This window comes from Mycobacterium sp., assembly GCF_049673265.1.
GTDB lineage: Bacteria > Actinomycetota > Actinomycetes > Mycobacteriales > Mycobacteriaceae > Mycobacterium.
The window spans coordinates 1-16647 of sequence record NZ_JBATXN010000631.1 but is presented as its reverse complement, the minus strand read 5'-3'; the positions used below and the strand labels follow the sequence as shown (position 1 = coordinate 16647).

The 16647-nt window shown below is 64.2% G+C and carries 18 protein-coding genes; 3 read left to right on the top strand and 15 right to left on the bottom strand.

Annotated features, from left to right (window positions below):
• The 7 genes from WBF82_RS21485 to WBF82_RS21455 all read right to left on the bottom strand — a co-directional run.
• A partial coding sequence (locus WBF82_RS21485; protein ID WP_424384950.1) for a cytochrome c biogenesis CcdA family protein occupies positions 1-812 on the bottom strand: 812 nt, incomplete at its 3' end.
• A gap of 19 nt (positions 813-831) precedes the next feature.
• Positions 832-1332 (bottom strand): redoxin domain-containing protein, encoded by a 501-nt coding sequence (locus WBF82_RS21480; protein WP_424384949.1) that lies wholly within the window; start codon positions 1330-1332, stop codon positions 832-834.
• Positions 1333-1404: 72 nt separating this feature from the next.
• Complete coding sequence (gene rlmN, locus WBF82_RS21475) at positions 1405-2496, bottom strand: 23S rRNA (adenine(2503)-C(2))-methyltransferase RlmN (protein WP_424384948.1); 1092 nt, start codon at positions 2494-2496, stop codon at positions 1405-1407.
• Positions 2497-2534: 38 nt separating this feature from the next.
• A complete protein-coding gene (locus WBF82_RS21470; RefSeq protein WP_424384947.1) occupies positions 2535-3461 on the bottom strand; it encodes a phosphatidate cytidylyltransferase in 927 nt (308 codons plus the stop codon).
• A gap of 22 nt (positions 3462-3483) precedes the next feature.
• Positions 3484-4041: a ribosome recycling factor gene (gene frr, locus WBF82_RS21465; protein ID WP_424384946.1), complete on the bottom strand. Its 558-nt coding sequence runs from the start codon at positions 4039-4041 to the stop codon at positions 3484-3486.
• Between the two features lie 69 nt (positions 4042-4110).
• Positions 4111-4902 carry a UMP kinase gene (gene pyrH, locus WBF82_RS21460; RefSeq protein WP_424384945.1) on the bottom strand — a complete coding sequence of 264 codons (792 nt, stop codon included), beginning with the start codon at positions 4900-4902 and terminating at the stop codon, positions 4111-4113.
• A gap of 178 nt (positions 4903-5080) precedes the next feature.
• Positions 5081-6586, bottom strand: a complete 1506-nt coding sequence (locus tag WBF82_RS21455; RefSeq protein ID WP_424384944.1) for an FAD-dependent oxidoreductase — start codon at positions 6584-6586, stop codon at positions 5081-5083.
• A gap of 308 nt (positions 6587-6894) precedes the next feature.
• Here WBF82_RS21455 and WBF82_RS21450 point away from each other — a divergent pair, with 308 nt between their 5' ends.
• On the top strand, positions 6895-7137 hold the full coding sequence (locus WBF82_RS21450; RefSeq protein WP_424384943.1) for a CsbD family protein: 243 nt from the start codon (positions 6895-6897) through the stop codon (positions 7135-7137).
• Positions 7138-7218: 81 nt separating this feature from the next.
• Here WBF82_RS21450 and WBF82_RS21445 read toward each other — a convergent pair whose 3' ends face one another.
• From WBF82_RS21445 to WBF82_RS21425, 5 genes are all read right to left on the bottom strand, one after another.
• On the bottom strand, positions 7219-8154 hold the full coding sequence (locus WBF82_RS21445; RefSeq protein WP_424384942.1) for a lysophospholipid acyltransferase family protein: 936 nt from the start codon (positions 8152-8154) through the stop codon (positions 7219-7221).
• Positions 8155-8261: 107 nt separating this feature from the next.
• Positions 8262-8804, bottom strand: coding sequence for an MPT63 family protein (locus WBF82_RS21440; protein WP_424384941.1), 543 nt, complete (start codon positions 8802-8804; stop codon positions 8262-8264).
• A 285-nt stretch (positions 8805-9089) separates the two neighbouring features.
• Entirely contained in the window at positions 9090-11198 is a 2109-nt protein-coding gene (locus WBF82_RS21435) for a catalase (RefSeq protein ID WP_424384940.1), read from the bottom strand.
• Between the two features lie 46 nt (positions 11199-11244).
• Positions 11245-11658 carry a ChaB family protein gene (locus tag WBF82_RS21430; protein WP_424384939.1) on the bottom strand — a complete coding sequence of 138 codons (414 nt, stop codon included), beginning with the start codon at positions 11656-11658 and terminating at the stop codon, positions 11245-11247.
• Between the two features lie 25 nt (positions 11659-11683).
• Positions 11684-12220 (bottom strand): DUF1360 domain-containing protein, encoded by a 537-nt coding sequence (locus tag WBF82_RS21425; RefSeq protein WP_424384938.1) that lies wholly within the window; start codon positions 12218-12220, stop codon positions 11684-11686.
• 131 nt (positions 12221-12351) lie between these two features.
• Between WBF82_RS21425 and WBF82_RS21420 the strand changes: the two genes are divergently transcribed.
• Complete coding sequence (locus WBF82_RS21420) at positions 12352-13065, top strand: HAD family hydrolase (protein ID WP_424384937.1); 714 nt, start codon at positions 12352-12354, stop codon at positions 13063-13065.
• A gap of 14 nt (positions 13066-13079) precedes the next feature.
• On the opposite strand, the gene WBF82_RS21415 is transcribed toward WBF82_RS21420, so the two are convergent.
• Positions 13080-13775, bottom strand: coding sequence for a class I SAM-dependent methyltransferase (locus WBF82_RS21415; protein WP_424384936.1), 696 nt, complete (start codon positions 13773-13775; stop codon positions 13080-13082).
• A gap of 45 nt (positions 13776-13820) precedes the next feature.
• On the opposite strand from WBF82_RS21415, the gene WBF82_RS21410 reads away from it, so the two are divergent.
• Complete coding sequence (locus WBF82_RS21410; RefSeq protein ID WP_424384935.1) at positions 13821-14237, top strand: MarR family winged helix-turn-helix transcriptional regulator; 417 nt, start codon at positions 13821-13823, stop codon at positions 14235-14237.
• Between the two features lie 69 nt (positions 14238-14306).
• On the opposite strand, the gene WBF82_RS21405 is transcribed toward WBF82_RS21410, so the two are convergent.
• Positions 14307-15719: an amidase gene (locus WBF82_RS21405; RefSeq protein ID WP_424384934.1), complete on the bottom strand. Its 1413-nt coding sequence runs from the start codon at positions 15717-15719 to the stop codon at positions 14307-14309.
• A gap of 10 nt (positions 15720-15729) precedes the next feature.
• A complete protein-coding gene (gene tsf / locus WBF82_RS21400) occupies positions 15730-16545 on the bottom strand; it encodes a translation elongation factor Ts (RefSeq protein WP_424384933.1) in 816 nt (271 codons plus the stop codon).
• Positions 16546-16647: the final 102 nt, after the last annotated feature.

The window sequence follows — 16647 nt, the reverse complement described above, 5'->3', positions numbered from 1 at the left end:
GCCACCAGCACTGCGAACGCCAGCACCCACGGCCATGCGCCGTGCTGATGCACCCACCCCGCAGCCGCGCCCTGTATGCGGCCGATCGCTGCGAGGAACGTATCGGACGTCAGGCCGTCGGCGTTCTGCAGCCGGATCTCGTAGAGGCCGTAGTAGCCCACATAGAGCCCAACAACGACCAGCACCACCCCGCTGATCCGATTGACGTACGGCAAGATTCGCCGCAACCGATTCACCACCGCCGAACTCGCGAGCGCTGCGGCAACCGCCAGTACACCGATGACCAGGGTGAGACCGGCAATATAGCCGAGATAGATCGACGCGCTCCCGATCAGCGAGCCCCGGCGCAAGCCGGCAGCCGTGACCGCCAGAAACGGGCCCACCGTGCATGACAGCGAGGCGATCGCGTAGCTCACGCCGTAGCCATACATGGACCCAAGTCGAGTAGTCGGAGCCCACCGGCCGCCCGGATACCGGGGGGACAATACCGTCAGCTCTCGACCACGCAGAAGCCAAATACCCAGGGCGACAAGCACAATGGCGATCACCACGACCAGATAGGGCAGGTACCGCTGCACGGTGGTGCCCGCCGATATGGTGAGCGCTCCGAACAGCCCGAACACCGTCAAAAACCCCAGGCCCATCCCACCGGTGGCCGCCAGGGCCCGGCCGACCGCGGCCAATCCCGGGCCATTGTCGCCCTCCCCGCGTACCACCAGAACGAGGTAGGCGGGCAGCATGGCAAACCCGCAGGGATTCAGTGCCGCGACCAATCCGGCAGCGAACGCCAAGCTGACGAGGCCTTGGTCCACGAATGGCTCCACGAATGAGCTACTTCAGCGCCGTCACCCGGTCGGCCAACTCCTGCTGCGACATCGCCGCGGTGGGGTTGTTGACAAACGCGGAGGTTCCGTCGGAGTTGTAGAACACCCACGCCGGCTGCCAGGGCACGTTGTAGCGGGCCCAGATCGAGCCATCGGCGTCATTGAGGTTGGTGAAGTTCAGGTGGTACTTCGAGACAAAGTTCTGCATCGCCGAAGCCTCGGAGTGAGCCGCGACGCCGACGAAGGTGACGCCCGGATTGGCGGCGGCCACTTGGCTTAGACCAGGCGCTTCGCCGTTGCAGAATGGACACCACGGTGTCCAAAACCACAGCACTGCGCGCTTTCCCAGTAGGCCTGCACCGTTGAAGGGCGCACCGGACAGCGTGGTCCCGTCGAACTGCAAGCGATCATCGGCCGCTTGCGCCCGGGGCGCACTGCTCAGCCCGAAAAGTAAGGCGGTTACGGCCACGCCAACCGCCAATCTTCCCAGCAGGCGTTGGACTCTCATATGCGCTCGTCTCCTTTGCTGACCTACACAGTGGAGACGTGCGCGCCCATCGTCCGGTTCACGCGGGTGCGCTCAGCCGTTGGCGGCAAGCTGGCCACACGCGGCGGCGATCTCACGACCGCGGGTGTCTCGCACCGTGCACGGCACCCCGGCGGCGCGGATGCGCCGGACGAACTCGCGCTGCGCGGGCTTCGGGCTGGCGTCCCAATCGCTGCCGGGCGTCGGGTTCAGCGGGATGAGGTTCACGTGCACCAGCGGACCCAGAACTCGATGCAACCGCTTGCCCAGCAAGTCTGCGCGCCACGGCTGGTCGTTGACGTCCCGAATCAGCGCGTATTCGATCGAAACTCGCCGGCCCGTCACGTCGGCGTAATAGCGGGCCGCATCGAGCGCTTCGCCGATCTTCCACCGGTTGTTGACCGGCACCAGCGTGTCGCGCAACTCGTCGTCCGGGGCGTGCAGCGACAGCGCTAACGTCACCCCGAGCCGCTCGTCGGCAAGTTTGCGGATCGCCGGGGCCAATCCGACGGTCGACACGGTCACCGATCGCGCCGAAATGCCGAACCCCTGCGGGGAGCCTGTGGTGATGCCGCGAACCGCGCCGAGCACCCTGGCGTAGTTGGCCAGCGGCTCCCCCATTCCCATGAACACCACATTCGACAACCGGTCACCCCAGTCGTCACGCGCTGCCACGGCCGCCGCACGTACTTGTTCCACGATCTCGGCGGTCGACAAGTTTCGCGTCAAACCGCCCTGACCGGTAGCGCAAAACGGGCACGCCATCCCGCAGCCGGCCTGCGACGAAATGCAGACGGTGTTGCGCTGCGGGTAACGCATCAGCACCGACTCGAAGGTGCTGCCATCGGCCGCACGCCACAACGTCTTTCGGGTTTGGCCTGCGTCGCAAGCGATTTCCCGGGTGGCAGTCAGCAGATTCGGGAAAAGAGCCTCGGCGACCTGACCGCGGACCACGGCCGGCAGATCGGTCATCTGCTGGGGGTCGGAGATCAGCCGACCGTAGTACTGGTGGGCGAGTTGTTTGGCGCGAAACGGCGGCAGGCCCAGTGCCGCGACGGCGTCGACGCGCTCGGCCTCGTCGAGGTCGGCCAGGTGCCGCGGCGGCAACCCCCGGCGCGGTGCCTCGAATACCAAATCTTGCTTCATCTGAGACCAGTATCGGCCCTCAGCGGACTGGCAGGCGGTCAGGGCACCAGCGTCAAGACGATCCAGGTCACAACCGCCGACGGCAAGGCTCCGTCCAGTCGGTCCATCAGGCCGCCGTGGCCGGGCAGAATCCGGCCCATGTCCTTGATGCCCAACTCACGCTTGATTTGCGATTCCACCAAGTCGCCGAGGGTGGCGGTGGCCACCAGCGTGAAGCCCAGCAACACCCCGACCCAGATGGGTTTGTGCGCCAGCAGGATCGCCGTCAGCGCGGTCGCGGTGACCCCGAGCAACAGCGAACCGGCCAGTCCCTCCCAGGACTTTTTCGGGCTGATCGACGGCACCATCGGATGCTTGCCGAACAGCACGCCCACCGCGTAGCCGCCAACGTCCGAAGCGACCACCCCGATCATCAGGCAAAACACCCGACCCGATCCGTCGTAGGGATAGACCAGGAGCACGCTGAACGACGCGAACAACGGCACCCAGGCGGCCAAGAAGACAGTGGCCGCCACATCCCTCAGGAAGTTCGGCGACGACTCGGCGCTGGCGGAGCCATCCGACGCGGGCGAGCCGGTGCGCACCAGCCGCCAGAACATGCACACCACGGCCGTGGCGCCGAATCCGGCCAGCGCGCCGGCCGCGTGAAACGGCCAGGTCAACCACACCATGGCTTGTCCGCCGATCAGCAACGGAATGACCGGTATGACGTAACCGGCCTCACGCAGCCGCCGCACCACCTCATAGGTCGCCATCGCAATGGCGGCGGCGACCAGTGGGACCCACAGGTATCGGTCGAATATCAAGATCGCGATGATTGTGAGGCCGATAGCCCCGCCGACGGCGATCGCAGCCGGCAGGTTTCGGCCAGCCCGAGACTTCTTCGGCTTCTTCTGCTCCCTTTTCGAGGGCGGCTGCACCCAACCCTCAGCCGGGGTGTCTGCGCCGGTATCCGTTTCTGCCACGGCCGTCGTTAGCTGAGGGCCGTTAGACCTCCAGCAGCTCGCCTTCTTTGTGCTTGACCAGCTCATCAATCTGGGTCACGTACTGATGTGTGGTCTTGTCCAGGTCCTTCTCCGCGCGAGCGACCTCGTCCTCGCCGGCCTCGCCCTCCTTTTTGATGCGATGCAATTCCTCCATCGCCTTGCGGCGGATGTTGCGCACCGAGACCCTGGCGTCTTCGCCCTTGGCCTTGGCTTGCTTGACGAGTTCGCGACGGCGTTCCTCGGTCAGCTGGGGCACCGCGACCCGGATCAGCGTGCCGTCGTTGGTCGGATTCAGGCCCAGGTCGGAGTTGCGAATCGCGGTCTCGATGGGTCCGAGCTGGCTGGCCTCGTAGGGCTTGATGACCACTAAACGCGCTTCGGGAACATTGATGCTGGCAAGTTGGGTGATCGGGGTCGCCGAGCCGTAGTAGTCGATAACGATGCGGGAGAACATGCCGGGGTTGGCGCGGCCGGTCCGGATGGTCGACAAGTCGTCACGACTCACCGACACCGCTTTCTCCATCTTCTCCTCGGCATCGAAGAGGGTCTCGTCAATCATTTTTGCGCCGCTCCTTCTCATCGCTGCGCTCTGCATCGTCGACGGCGCGCATGTTTGCGCCCGCTCCTGTCAGGTGGTGACCAGCGTTCCGATCTTCTCACCCGCAACCGCGCGAGCAATATTGCCGTCGGTGAGCAGGTTGAACACCAGAATCGGCATGCCATTGTCCATGCACAAACTGAAGGCGGTGGCATCGGCCACCCGCAGGCCTCGGTCGATAACTTCCCGGTGCGTGATCGCGGTGAGCAATTCCGCCCGGGGGTTCACTCGCGGATCCTCAGCGAAGACGCCATCGACCGCCTTGGCCATCAAGACCACGTCGGCGCCGATCTCCAATGCCCGCTGCGCGGCGGTGGTGTCGGTCGAGAAATACGGCAGCCCCATACCGGCACCGAAAATCACCACACGACCCTTTTCCAGGTGGCGCCGCGCTCGCAGCGGAATGTAGGGCTCGGCGACCTGGCCCATCGTGATCGCGGTCTGGACCCGCGTGACGATGCCTTCCTTTTCTAAAAAGTCTTGCAACGCAAGGCTATTCATGACAGTGCCGAGCATTCCCATATAGTCCGAGCGTGTGCGCTCCATGCCGCGCTGCTGAAGCTGCGCACCGCGGAAGAAGTTGCCGCCGCCGATCACGACAGCAACCTGAACACCGGTACGAACCACCTCGGCGATTTGGCGTGCTACCAGCGCGACCACATCGGGATCCAGCCCGACCTGCCCGCCGCCGAACATCTCGCCGCCAAGTTTGAGCAGTACTCGGGTGTATTTGGGCCGACTGGCTTGTGTGCCGGCGGCGTAAGCCTCGTCCGGCGGAAATGCTTCAGCGCCGTTGGGGCTCGTCGACTCCTGCTCCGTCATCAGACTCCTCGCATGATCCCAAACAGCAGGGTCCATCCTGCCTTATGGCCAGGCTGCGCGTCCTAAGAGTCAACGGGATTGCCCTGCGCATGCTGAGCGGCTGATCCCTTGCTGACGGTTGCGTCAATAGGTCGAATCGCTCGGTGGAGCGACCACCCGGGTCGTGGGATCAGTCCGCCTAGCTGCTGTGTCCCGAGGATGCGGTGAGGCCGCGAGTGGCGGGCCCCTCCAGCAGGGTCCCGTCTGGTGCGAAGCGCGATCCGTGCAACGGGCACTCCCAGGACTTGGTGGCCTCATTCCAGTTCACGATGCCGCCCAAATGCGGGCACACCGGCGAAACCTGCTGTTGCACACCGTCAACCGCGCAGCGCGCCTGCAAATGCCAGGGCGGTCCAGTGACCACGCCGCCTTCGCTGGGGACAGAGCTGCGTAACCGCGCGATCGGCATCAGCCACCCTTTGGTCATGTGGAACCCGACTTCAAGATTGGCTTGCATTGCCGTAGTGATGCCGGTTACCTCGTGCGGGCTCCATGCGGCGAACGCGCGCGCCCAGTCCATTCGCCCGCCCAGAATCCGGCTACTGATGATGAGTCCTGCGGCTACCCCCGCGGTGAGACCCCACTTATTGAAACCCGTTGCAACAAAGATTTTTTCACTGCCAGGCAAGATCGGACCGACATAAGGTAGCCGGTCGATCGGCGTGTAGTCCTGCGCCGACCACTGGTGCGTCATCACGCCACCCGGAAAGTGCTTCTGCGCCCACGACGACAACTCGTCCAACTCGGCAGTGGGACTCTTGCGGCCGACCGTATGCCCGGCACCCGCCACGACGAGACGCTCGCCGCCGTCAACCGGGGCGTAGCGTACCGACCTGGTCGGCGAACCGGCGGAGATGAACATCGGCCGGGTGATTTCGCCCGGAACGTCGAATGCAAAGCAATAAGACCGGTTGGGTTTGACTCTCGCGAAAAACCCGCCCCGATCCAGAATCGGGATGCCGGTAGCAAGTACGCATTGCCCGGCGTCGACGTCCACGTCGCCCTCGCCGGTGTGCACCTGCAGTTGCACCCGGTCGCGATGCTGCGACACCGAACGCACCCGGGCACCCTCTGCGATCCGGCCTCCGCGATCGGTGAGTTCTCCAATCAGGCTATCTAGCAGAGGCATTGGATCGAACTGAGCTTGATCAGCTAGACGCACACCGCCGTGGTACGGAAACGGAACACCGGCGTCGTCTTCCCAATCGGCGTCGAGGCCCGCAAGTTGGCAAGCTGCCAGCTCGGCGCGCGCTGACGGCACTTCCGACGCTGACTGCGCATAGGTGTAGGCGTCTTCGTGCTGCAGCGAAATATTGTTTGCTTCGCAGTACCGCAGCAGCCAATCCTGGCCCTCGCGATTTCCTTTTACGTAGTCGCGAGCAAGGTCCGCGCCGTGACGGGCCACGATCTTGGACAACGTGGTGCCTTGCAACAAGCTGATTTTGCCGGTGGTATTACCTGTGGTCACCGCGCCGGCACTGCGGGCCTCCAGCACTAACACGTCCTTACCGGCCCTGGCCAGCAAGACTGCTGTCACCAGACCGGCGATGCCCGCACCGACGACCACTACATCGGCGGACGGTTGACCCAAGCTTGCTTCTTGATGCTGTCCGTTTCTGTCGGCCAGCCACAATGATGCTGTCATCGTTTTTTCGCATACCCGACCACCGAGTATCGGAAACCGCGCGTTTCGAAGCGCCGAGGTTGGTATGTGCGGGCCGTGTCCGCCGTCACAAGGTTTGACCTCATCCCTTTTACCAGCGGTTAGGCGTGCACCGCGCTCAGCCGCGGATCATCAGGCCGGCAACGAGGTTTGAGTGTGCGGAGGGATGGGAATCCGCCGGGACGCGGCACGGTAGAGCCAATGACGGTTGCGTGCCGCAGAACCGGTCTAGAAGATCGGCCGGGCTGAACAAGATAGCTCGGTAAGACGAGCCAACGAGGAGGAACTCCATGTCGGACGACAAGAAGAGTGGACCCGAAGAAGGCGTGCGCGGCGTCGTCGAAGGCGTGAAGGGTAAGGCCAAGGAAGCGGCCGGAAGCATACTCGGTCAAGACGACCTTGCCCGCGAGGGCAAGGCCCAGCAGGACAAGGCCGAAGCTCAGCGCGACGCCGCCAAGCGGGAAGCAGAAGCAGAAGCGGCGCGCGGCAGCGCCGACGCCGCAGAAAAGAAGCAGCAATCCCACCAGCACTAGCAGCTGGCACTATGACGGGCCCGGTCGAGCGGACCGGGCCCGTCGTTTACCTTCAGCTAAAAGCTTTCCCGACAACGGCTTTCACCCAAATAATGGCAATGCCCGCTTGCGGGCAAGGGCATTCATTCCGCGTTGAATGCTGTCCTCGACCTCGTGATACTTACGCTCGATGTAGTCATCGTCATCGGCGCGCGCCGGGTCGTGATCGAGTTCGACGGGGGGCATAAACCGTGTCCTGATCTTTGCCGGCAGCGGCAGCTGCGGTAGTGCAGCGGGTGCGATCCCCCAGGGCAGCGAGACGGCGAGCGGAAACACCTTGAGCCGCAACAGCCGGTCGAGCTGCAAAGCCCGTGAGAGCCGATCACCGCGAATCAGCACCGGCATCGCATCGGCGCCCCCCACCGTCGCGATCGGCACAATCGGCACCCCAGCGCGAATCGCCATCTTCACGAAACCTTTTCGCCCAGCTAGATTTGCCTGGTCGCGCTCGATCCATGGTCGCAGCGAATCCACCTCGCCGCCAGGCCACAGCGCAACATCGCGTCCTTCGGCCAACGCCGTCGCAATGGCATCCGGCGCGGCGGGTAACACACCCATCGAGCGGAAGTATCGGCCGAACCCCGGAATAGCCATCAGCACATCGTGGGCAGTGCCGTGCAGGGTCCGCTCCTGGCCGAACCGTCGCCACCATTGCACACCGACAGTCCAGGCATCCCACACAAACGGCGCGCCAGAGTGGATGCCGATGAGCAATGCGGGCGGGTCTCCGATGTTTTCCCAGCCGTCGATTTCCATCCGAAACCAATAGTCCACCAGCACATTCCAGAAGAACTTCTGGCGCTGCATTGCATTTTCATCTGGACCGCTGAGATCCCATTCGCCGGCGCGCTCGGCCACCCAGCCGCTCAGGCCGCCATCTTGGCCGTCGCGCTTGTCCTCCATCGCGGCGCGTGCCTTCTCGGCGTGGTCTTGTGCCTGCTGGCGCACATCGGCAGATCTGTGGTCGGTAGAACTCATATTGGCTCCAATCGATAACCGCGCGTCGCGGATTCGAAAATGCGGCCTCCCCGCGTCAACGACGCGGGGAGGTCGACAATTTGCCTAATGCCTATTGAACGTGGGCGTTAGGTGTTGTTGGTCCAAACAAGGACGTCCTGCGCTCCGTCGTTGTAAACGACCTCGTTGGGCGGAGGGCCCGTGACGTCGAAGTACAGTGTGCCGCTTGACTGGTTACCCTGAGTGATCGGCGCCGGGTTGATCCCGTTCGGAACCTGGGCCGTGTCGATCACGCGGTACGTCGCGCCGTTGCCTGCAGTGCCGTTACCCACGGGCGGGGCGCCCGGAGGCACATTGGCCGCGGGGCCATTGGTAGCGCGCGCGCTGAAGTCAGAGATCAGCGGCGTGACGGTCCCGGCATTCGACTGGGCGGTGATATTCGCCTGGTAGAGATGCCCTTTAGGCGTATAGCCGGGGATCGTGGCGTTAGACGGCTGCAAGTTGCTCACGGTGTAGGCGGTGGTCATCGGACCGTCCATGAGCTGCTCGCTGGTGCCGAACCCTTGGATGGTAGGCGGAGCGGCAGCGGCTGCCGCCGCGGTGAAAACTCCCGCCGTCGCTATTCCGGCGGCTCCGATAGCCGTCTTTACTGTGGTCGAGCTGAACTTCACGCTAACTCCTCTCTTTCCGTGTCGTTCGTTTCTTCTGCGAGCGGCTCCCGCCATTTATCAATTGCTGGCGGGCACCGGACACCGTTTGCCATACCCGTCTATGCCGTGCTCAAACACCGCGGTCCACAAATGCAACGATCAGCGGCGCCGCTACCTGCGAAAACGAGGGGCCGACCATTTCACAGGTGATTTACAGAAACGGCATTTGCTGCTGGTTGGGAGCCCAACCGGGCCGTCGGCGCGCAGAATATTCTGCGACAAGTAAACGGCCACAACAATGTCCGGTCACGCCGGAACGGAATCCGTTTCACGGTCCCAGGCCCGATGCTTGGCCACGGCGGCCGCGAACTCCTCAAAGAATTGCTCCGCGAGATCGTCCTGGGCCGCTGTCGTCGACACGACACCACCATGGGCCACAACTTCCTCGCCATCGGCCAGTGGCTCCTCGACCCCGGCTTTGCGAAGCAGGTCGATCCCCGCGCCGAACGCCGCCACCGCTTTGAGGTGCTTGTAGGCCTCGGTGACGAAATGCAACGCGTACCCGTCGTTTTCGAGCGTCTCCATCGCCTTCGGTCCGCATGGCACAACCACGGCGTCGTACAGAACAGATGCAACACTGGTGAAGGACCGGTCTACCGCAATCTCGCCACCCGACCCGCCGGACAGTGTCCCGCCCGCGGTGGGCGCCAATATCTCGGCTATCGCGCCACGTTCGCGCATAGCCTCGACAAATCGCTCGGTGCCGCGCACATCCACGCCGTCGGCGGCCAGCACCGCGATCTTGCGGCTTTCGATGCTGTCGGTGGCCGTGTTCAGCTGCGAGAGCGCGGGTGAGGCCGGTAGCTTGTCGTCGACGGCCTGCTCCTCGGGCTCGGGCAGGCCAAGCTCTGCAGCGACCTGCTTCGCCAGGTCGTGGTCAATCAGGTTCAGTTGATCGACAACGCGGGAGCGGATTTCCACCGTCTCCACGTGGCCAAGCTCGAAAGCGTAGGCGGCCACAATGTGTTTGGCTTCGACCGGGGACATGCTCTTCCAAAACATCCGCGCCTGGCTGTAGTAGTCCTTGAAGCTCTCGGCCCGTTGCCGGATCTTTTGGCCATCCACCTTTTGGGTGTAGTGCCGGAAGACGTCCTCGTCGGCCAGCGCGGGGCAGCCCCCGCCCAACGAATTCTTGTAGTAGCTGGTTTGACCCTTGGGAATAGCCGTTTGGCTGTAGCCGTCGTGCTGGTTGGTGTGAACGTCGGCGACTGGCCGGTTTACCGGCAACTGGGCAAAGTTGGGCCCGCCCAAGCGGATCAGCTGGGTGTCGAGGTAGGAGAAATTACGGAACTGCAGCAGCGGGTCGTTGGTGAAGTCGATGCCCGGCACCACGTTGGCGGTGTGGAAGGCCACCTGTTCGGTTTCGGCGAAGAAGTTATCCGGGTTGCGATTGAGCACCATCTTGCCCACCCGACGGACTGGAACCTGCTCCTCCGGAATGATTTTCGTGGCGTCGAGTAGATCGAACGCAAACTTGAACTCGTCGCTCTCCGGTACCAGCTGCACGCCGAGTTCCCATTCGGGATACTGGCCGGCCTCGATGCAATCCCACAGGTCGCGCCGGTTGAAGTCGGGGTCTTTGCCAGCGACTTTCTGGCATTCGTCCCACACCAACGAGTGCACTCCGAGCCGTGGCTTCCAGTGGAACTTCACGAACGTGCCCTCGCCCTTTGCGTTGACGAAGCGGAACGTATGCACGCCGAAGCCCTCCATCATTCGGTAGCTGCGCGGCAGCGCGCGATCCGACATCAGCCACATGATCGTGTGCAGGGTTTCCGGCTGCAGCGATACGAAGTCCCACAACGTGTCATGCGCTGATTGCGCCTGCGGAATTTCGTTGTGCGGTTCGGGTTTAACCGCATGCACGAAATCCGGGAACTTGATGCCGTCCTGGATGAAGAAGACCGGAAAGTTGTTGCCGACAAGATCGTAGTTGCCCTGGTCGGTATAGAACTTGGTCGCAAAGCCCCGGACATCGCGAACGGTGTCGGCCGACCCGCGCGAGCCTGCGACGGTGGAGAACCGCACGAACACCGGTGTCTGCTTACCGGGCGTGGTCAGGAATTTCGCGACGGTGTAGTCGGACAATGAGTCGTCATAGGGTTCGAAGTATCCGTATGCTCCGGCGCCCCGGGCGTGTACCACCCTTTCCGGGATCCGCTCATGGTCGAAGTGGGTGATCTTCTCGCGCGCGTGAAAATCCTCCAGCAGCGTGGGCCCGCGTTCGCCCACGCTCAACGAGTCGTCGGTGTGGTCGACCCGAACACCCTGCTGCGTCGTCAGATATTCGGCTGCGCGGTCGACGCGATAACCCTCGAGTTGCTGTTGCTTTGCATCTGAGTCTTTAGCTGTCATTGCGAACCCCTTCTGCCATCTAAGTGCTCCAATCCGTTGCGGCGCTTTACCGGCCGCGGACTTTGCGGTTGTGCTTCTTGATCGCGTCGACCAATTCGGACTTGTCCATCGTCGACCGTCCAGGGATGTCGAGTCGGCGGGCAACATCGAGCAGATGTTTCTTGCTGGCGTTGGCGTCTACCCCCTCCTCAGAGGGGATCGGGTTGTTGAGACCCCCGCGCTCGGCGCGCTTGTCTGACGGGCCCTTCTTCTTCTTGGGTAACCACCGGTCGCCAACCTTTTCGAAGCTGTGCTTGAGCGCCGCGTAGGCGACACGGTGGGCGCGCTGTTCGCTGCCGTACTCGTCGGCGGCAGCATCGTGCGCTTTGCTAAACGTGCGTTGCGCTTTGGCGTTGGACCGTTTCAGTGTGCTGGGCAACTCGTCCTTCTTGGGCTGGCCGCCCTTGGTTGTTTTCGGCATCGCTAACCCCTCGATCCTGGTGTCGTCAACCCTCGGCTGCTTGCTGCGCCATCGCGTAGGCGAGCTGCAGGAAGTCAGCACCGGCCAGCGCGGTGAAACTGCCTGCGATCAAACGGGTCAACCTGGGTGCGAATATCAACCCGATGACGAACACAGTGGCCACCCACATGTCCAGGCAGAACGGGCATGTGAGCAGCTCGCCCAAACTGTGCCGAAGCTGGCTGGAGTGCCGGGTTTCCTCGTGCACTTCGGCGGGGCCGCCGGTGCCTGCGTAACGAGTAAATGGTGCCCTGATCGGGCTGGTAACCGCGTCCTTGGTCAAGACGCGGGATAGCTTGTGGGAACCCAGCGTCACCGTGACGAGGTCCTGCGGGTGCCACCGCTCGGGCAGCTTGCGCCCGGTAACCGCCGCGATGAGCGCAGTCAGCAGCACAACGCTGCTGTAGACGCCGAGCACCCCGACATAACCGCGTAACGGTCGCGGGTCGTCGCCGCGATAGGCGTCGGCCTCCTGTCGTGCCCGCTCGGCCATGCCGCCAGTCATTTTCCTCACGTTGTCCATCGCACCGCTGGTTACCCGGTTCGGCGTAGAACAATCCCCGCTGGCCCCGAATGGCTGCAGGGCCGTTGCGTGATTTCGTCGTTTGCGGGGTACCCACCGGCTGCCCTGGCTCAACCGAAAGGTCTATCTCGATGGTGCAACCCGCCCGTGTCGAAGCCCCGCGCGGTTTCGCGTACGCCGGCAAACCTGCTGTCCTGTTTGATGTCGACGGCACGTTGGTCGACTCCAACTTCCACCACGTGGTGGCGTGGCACCGCGCGTTTCTCGACGTCGACAAGGAGGTGCCATGCTGGCGGATCCTCGGGCTGATCGGCCGATCAGGTTCAGAACTCGTCCGCATTCTGCTCGGCGATGAACTGGCCGACGCACACAGCTCACACGTCGAAAAGCTGCACACCCGCTACTTCGTCGACGCCGCGCCGGCGTTGCGCCCGCTTCCCGGCGCGCGGGAGTTGCTCGAGGCGATCGCGGAACTGGGCTGGCGATCGGTACTCGCCACCTCGGCCGGAGAAGAGGAGCTCGGCGTATTGCGCGCCGCGCTCGACGCGGAAGACCTGATCTGCGCGGTGACATCGGCGGCCGACGCCGAGCGCGCGAAACCGCATCCGGACATCGTCGCCAGCGCGCTACAACGCATCGAAGCCGACCCAGCAGAAGCGCTCATGCTCGGCGACACTGTCTGGGATGTGCACGCGGGCCGGCGCGCCGGTGTGCCCACCGCGGCGGTGCTCACCGGCGGGATCGGGCGGGAGGCTCTGGAGCACGCCGGCGCCGCGGCCATCTACGCCGGACCGCTGGAGGTCCGGGCGCATCTGGAGGAGTTCAGCCAACTTCTTCGGCTGTAACGACTTTCGCGGCGTCAGCCCCGGTGCGCTGACAAGAGCCAGGCCGGTGCTGACTTGCGCCCGCTGCCCTCATCACGGACATTCACAAAGGGAGACTCGGGATGATCCCCGTCGGGGAAGTTGGCGTGAATCCTGGCCGGCCGGATCTCGTCGATGACCCAGTATCGCGACACGACATCACGAAGCTCATCTTCGGTGACCGCGTTGGGCGGGCCTTCGGGTATTCCGGATCGGTCGAAGACCAGCACGAAGTAGGACGCGCCTGGTGCGGCGGCGCGAACGATGGATTGCTGGTAGCCATCGCGCAGCTCGACCGGCATCGAGTGGAACAGCGTGCTGTCGACGATCGTGTCGAACCGGCCTTCGGAACCGGTCGGCCAGCTACTGAAGTCGGTGATGTCGGCCACCTCGAACGAAGCGTTGGTCAAGCCACGCTTTTGCGCCTCGGCCCTGGCCAACTCGATAGCGGTGGGTGAGGCATCCAACCCGACGGTGTTGTGCCCCAACGCCGCCAGATGCAGTGACAGCGCCGCCTCGCCGCAGCCGGCATCAAGCACGTCACCCTTGATCTTGCCCTCGTCGATCAGTGCCGCCAGCTCCGGTTGCGGCTCACCCAGACTCCACGGCGGCCGGACACCAGCCCCGAACGGGGCGGCTTCCCCGCGGTAGGCCGGATCGAAATCGAAATCGAACTTCTGCGTTTCAGTCATATCCGATGTATATCAACCGGCCTGATATATGTCAAGATGGTTGACATGAGCACCGCAAACGACGCACCTCTGGGATATCTGCTATATCAGGTGGTCGCCGCGCTGCGACCAGAAGTGGCTGCGGTGCTGAGCCCGCTCGGTCTGACGTTGCCCGAATTCGTCTGTATGCGAATGCTTTCCATCAGTCCGGGGATGTCCAGCGCTGAACTGTCCCGGGAAGGCAACGTCTCACCGCAGGCGATGAACACGGTGTTGCACAGGTTGGAAAATGCCCAAGCGGTGAGCAGGCCGGCGTCGGTGGCATCGGGTCGCGCGCTGCCGGCCTCGCTGACCGCGACAGGCCGGACGCTGCTGAAGCGTGCTGAGGCTGCCGTGCGGGAGGCCGACGCCCGTGTGCTCGCCAAGCTGTCTGCAGCCGAGCAGCGAGAGTTCAAGCGGATGTTGGCGGCGCTGGGGTCCTGAGGCTTATGGTCCGGTTCTCCCCCGCAAGCGGGAGGTGCCCCCACAACAGGCCAGTCCCGGCCTGCATCGTCACCGAACGTCAGCATCCTGAATGCGGGCCCACGGCCGGGCCTCTTCCAGTTCGTAGGCCAGCTCCAGCAGCCGGACTTCGGCTCCTACGTCCGCTGAGACCATCATGCCCACCGGCAACCCGTTGGCGGATTCACCCAGCGGCAACGAGATCGCCGGCTCCCCTGTGACGTTGTGCAGCGGCGTGAACGCGACCCAGTTCTCCAGCCGGTCGATGATCTGCTGGTAGTCGGCGGTGGGGTCGAGGTAACCGATCGGCGGCGTCTCGTCGGCCAGCGTCGGGGTCAACACCGCGTCATACGTTCGGGCGAAGCGCGCCGTGTGCCGACGCGCTCCGCGCAGACGCATGAGCGCCAGCGGCAGGCGGTGCATGTTGCGGCGAGCGAGCCGATCCAGGCCGAGGGTCAGGTTGTCCAGCCGATTGCGGTCGAAGCCGGCCGCGCCGCGGCTGAGACGGATCTGGCCGAAGGCGAGCAGGCCCCAGTACAGCAGGAAATCGGAGGCGAAGCTGGTTGGCACCGGCGGCTTTTCGACGTGGTCGACACGGTGGCCGAGCTCTTCGAGCAACCCCGCGGTTTTCAGCGTGAGCTCGCGGACTTCGGCGCTGCACTCGCGCAGGAGCGAGCGGGTGATGACCGCGATCCTCAGCCGCTGCTTGCCGGGATGCTGCACATCCCCGATCGGCGGCAGGTTCGGGACGGGCCAGATGCGTTCGGCTTCCCGGAAAAAGGCCGCGGTGTCGCGCACCGATCGGGTGACCACGCCATTGGCGACGAGGCGAATCGGCATTCGGCTGACTGCCTTATCCAGCGGCAGCCGGCCGCGCGACGGCTTCAATCCCACAAGTCCGTTGCAGGACGCGGGGATTCGAATTGAACCACCGCCGTCGTTGGCGTGTGCGATCGGTACCGCCCCGGCCGCGACAAAGGCGCCGGAACCCGACGACGAGGCGCCTGCAGTGTGGTCGGTGTTCCACGGATTGCGGACCGGTCCGAGTCGCGGGTGTTCGGCGGACGCGCTGAACCCATACTCCGACATCTGGGTTTTGCCCAGCGGGGTGATCCCCGTTGCCAGATACATCTGCGCGAACTCGCCGTCGAGGTCGGCGGGCCGCGGTGTCCACGCGTCGGTACCCATCATCGTCGGCAGCCCGGCGACGTCGACGTTGTCCTTGATGAAGGTCGGTACGCCGCTGAAAAAACCGTCCTTAGCAGGCGCACCCGCTTCGGCGCGGGCTCGGTCGAATGTTTGATACGCCAAGCCGTTCAGGGCGGCATTGAGGGCCTCGGTGCGCGCGATCGCCGCCTCGACGACCTCAGCCCGGCCTATCCGACCGGACTTGAGGGCGTCGGTCAGACCGACCGCATCAAGGTCACCCAGGGCGTCATCACCGAACGCGTGTACGTGTCGCATCCGGCTGATGCTACTGCTGGCCGACCTCGAACCGGACGAACCGTGTGACAGTGACACCGGCCTCGTCGAGCAGCGCCTTGACCGTCTTCTTGTTGTCAGACACCGACGGCTGCTCGAGCAACACGACATCCTTGAAGAACCCGTTCAGCCGGCCCTCGACGATCTTGGGCAGCGCTTGTTCGGGCTTGCCCTCCGCACGGGAGGTCTCCTCGGCGATACGTCGTTCGCTGGCTACCACGTCGTCGGGCACGTCGTCGCGGGTCAAATACCGCGCCTTGAGTGCGGCGATCTGCAGCGCAACGGCATGCGCCGCTTCGGCATCGGAGCCCGTGTACTCGACCAGCACTCCGACGCCCGGGGGCAGGTCGGCCGCGCGCTTGTGCAGGTAGGTCTCGACCGTGCCGTCGAAGTACGCGACCCGGCGCAGTTCGAGCTTCTCGCCGATCTTGGCCGACAGCGCCGCAATAGCTTCTTCGACGGTGGTGTCGCCCGCCTTGGCAGCCTTGAGCGCTTCGACGTCGGCGGCCTTGGACTTGGCGGCCGCCGCGACGATCTCGTCGGCGAGCTTTTGGAACTCGGCGTTCTTCGCGACGAAGTCGGTCTCGCTGTTCAGCTCAATCAACGCGCCGTCCTTGGCCGCGACCAAGCCCTCGGCAGTAGCCCGCTCGGCGCGCTTGCCAACATCCTTGGCGCCCTTGATCCGCAGCGCCTCGACGGCCTTGTCGAAGTCGCCGTCGGTTTCGGCCAGCGCATTCTTGCAGTCGAGCATGCCGGCACCGGTGAGCTCCCGAAGCCGCTTGACGTCGGCAGCGGTGAAGTTCGCCAATGGTCAGCCTTCCTATGAGGGGTCAGTGGTTGATTCGGTTGCGCCCCCGGCGGCGGTCGGGGCCGCAGGGGCTTCTGCTGACGCGGTGGCCGAGGCCAGCAG

Excerpts from the sequence above, each read along its gene's own strand:
- WBF82_RS21450 (WP_424384943.1), top strand. The coding sequence starts at position 6,895 with ATGTCGGACGACAAGAAGAGTGGACCCGAAGAAGGCGTGCGCGGCGTC.
- WBF82_RS21435 (WP_424384940.1), bottom strand. The coding sequence starts at position 11,198 with ATGACAGCTAAAGACTCAGATGCAAAGCAACAGCAACTCGAGGGTTAT.
- rlmN (WP_424384948.1), bottom strand. The coding sequence starts at position 2,496 with ATGAAGCAAGATTTGGTATTCGAGGCACCGCGCCGGGGGTTGCCGCCG.
- frr (WP_424384946.1), bottom strand. The coding sequence starts at position 4,041 with ATGATTGACGAGACCCTCTTCGATGCCGAGGAGAAGATGGAGAAAGCG.
- WBF82_RS21430 (WP_424384939.1), bottom strand. The coding sequence starts at position 11,658 with ATGCCGAAAACAACCAAGGGCGGCCAGCCCAAGAAGGACGAGTTGCCC.
- WBF82_RS21480 (WP_424384949.1), bottom strand. The coding sequence starts at position 1,332 with ATGAGAGTCCAACGCCTGCTGGGAAGATTGGCGGTTGGCGTGGCCGTA.
- WBF82_RS21420 (WP_424384937.1), top strand. The coding sequence starts at position 12,352 with ATGGTGCAACCCGCCCGTGTCGAAGCCCCGCGCGGTTTCGCGTACGCC.
- WBF82_RS21410 (WP_424384935.1), top strand. The coding sequence starts at position 13,821 with ATGAGCACCGCAAACGACGCACCTCTGGGATATCTGCTATATCAGGTG.
- WBF82_RS21425 (WP_424384938.1), bottom strand. The coding sequence starts at position 12,220 with ATGGACAACGTGAGGAAAATGACTGGCGGCATGGCCGAGCGGGCACGA.
- WBF82_RS21445 (WP_424384942.1), bottom strand. The coding sequence starts at position 8,154 with ATGAGTTCTACCGACCACAGATCTGCCGATGTGCGCCAGCAGGCACAA.
- WBF82_RS21415 (WP_424384936.1), bottom strand. The coding sequence starts at position 13,775 with ATGACTGAAACGCAGAAGTTCGATTTCGATTTCGATCCGGCCTACCGC.
- pyrH (WP_424384945.1), bottom strand. The coding sequence starts at position 4,902 with ATGACGGAGCAGGAGTCGACGAGCCCCAACGGCGCTGAAGCATTTCCG.
- WBF82_RS21405 (WP_424384934.1), bottom strand. The coding sequence starts at position 15,719 with ATGCGACACGTACACGCGTTCGGTGATGACGCCCTGGGTGACCTTGAT.
- WBF82_RS21455 (WP_424384944.1), bottom strand. The coding sequence starts at position 6,586 with ATGACAGCATCATTGTGGCTGGCCGACAGAAACGGACAGCATCAAGAA.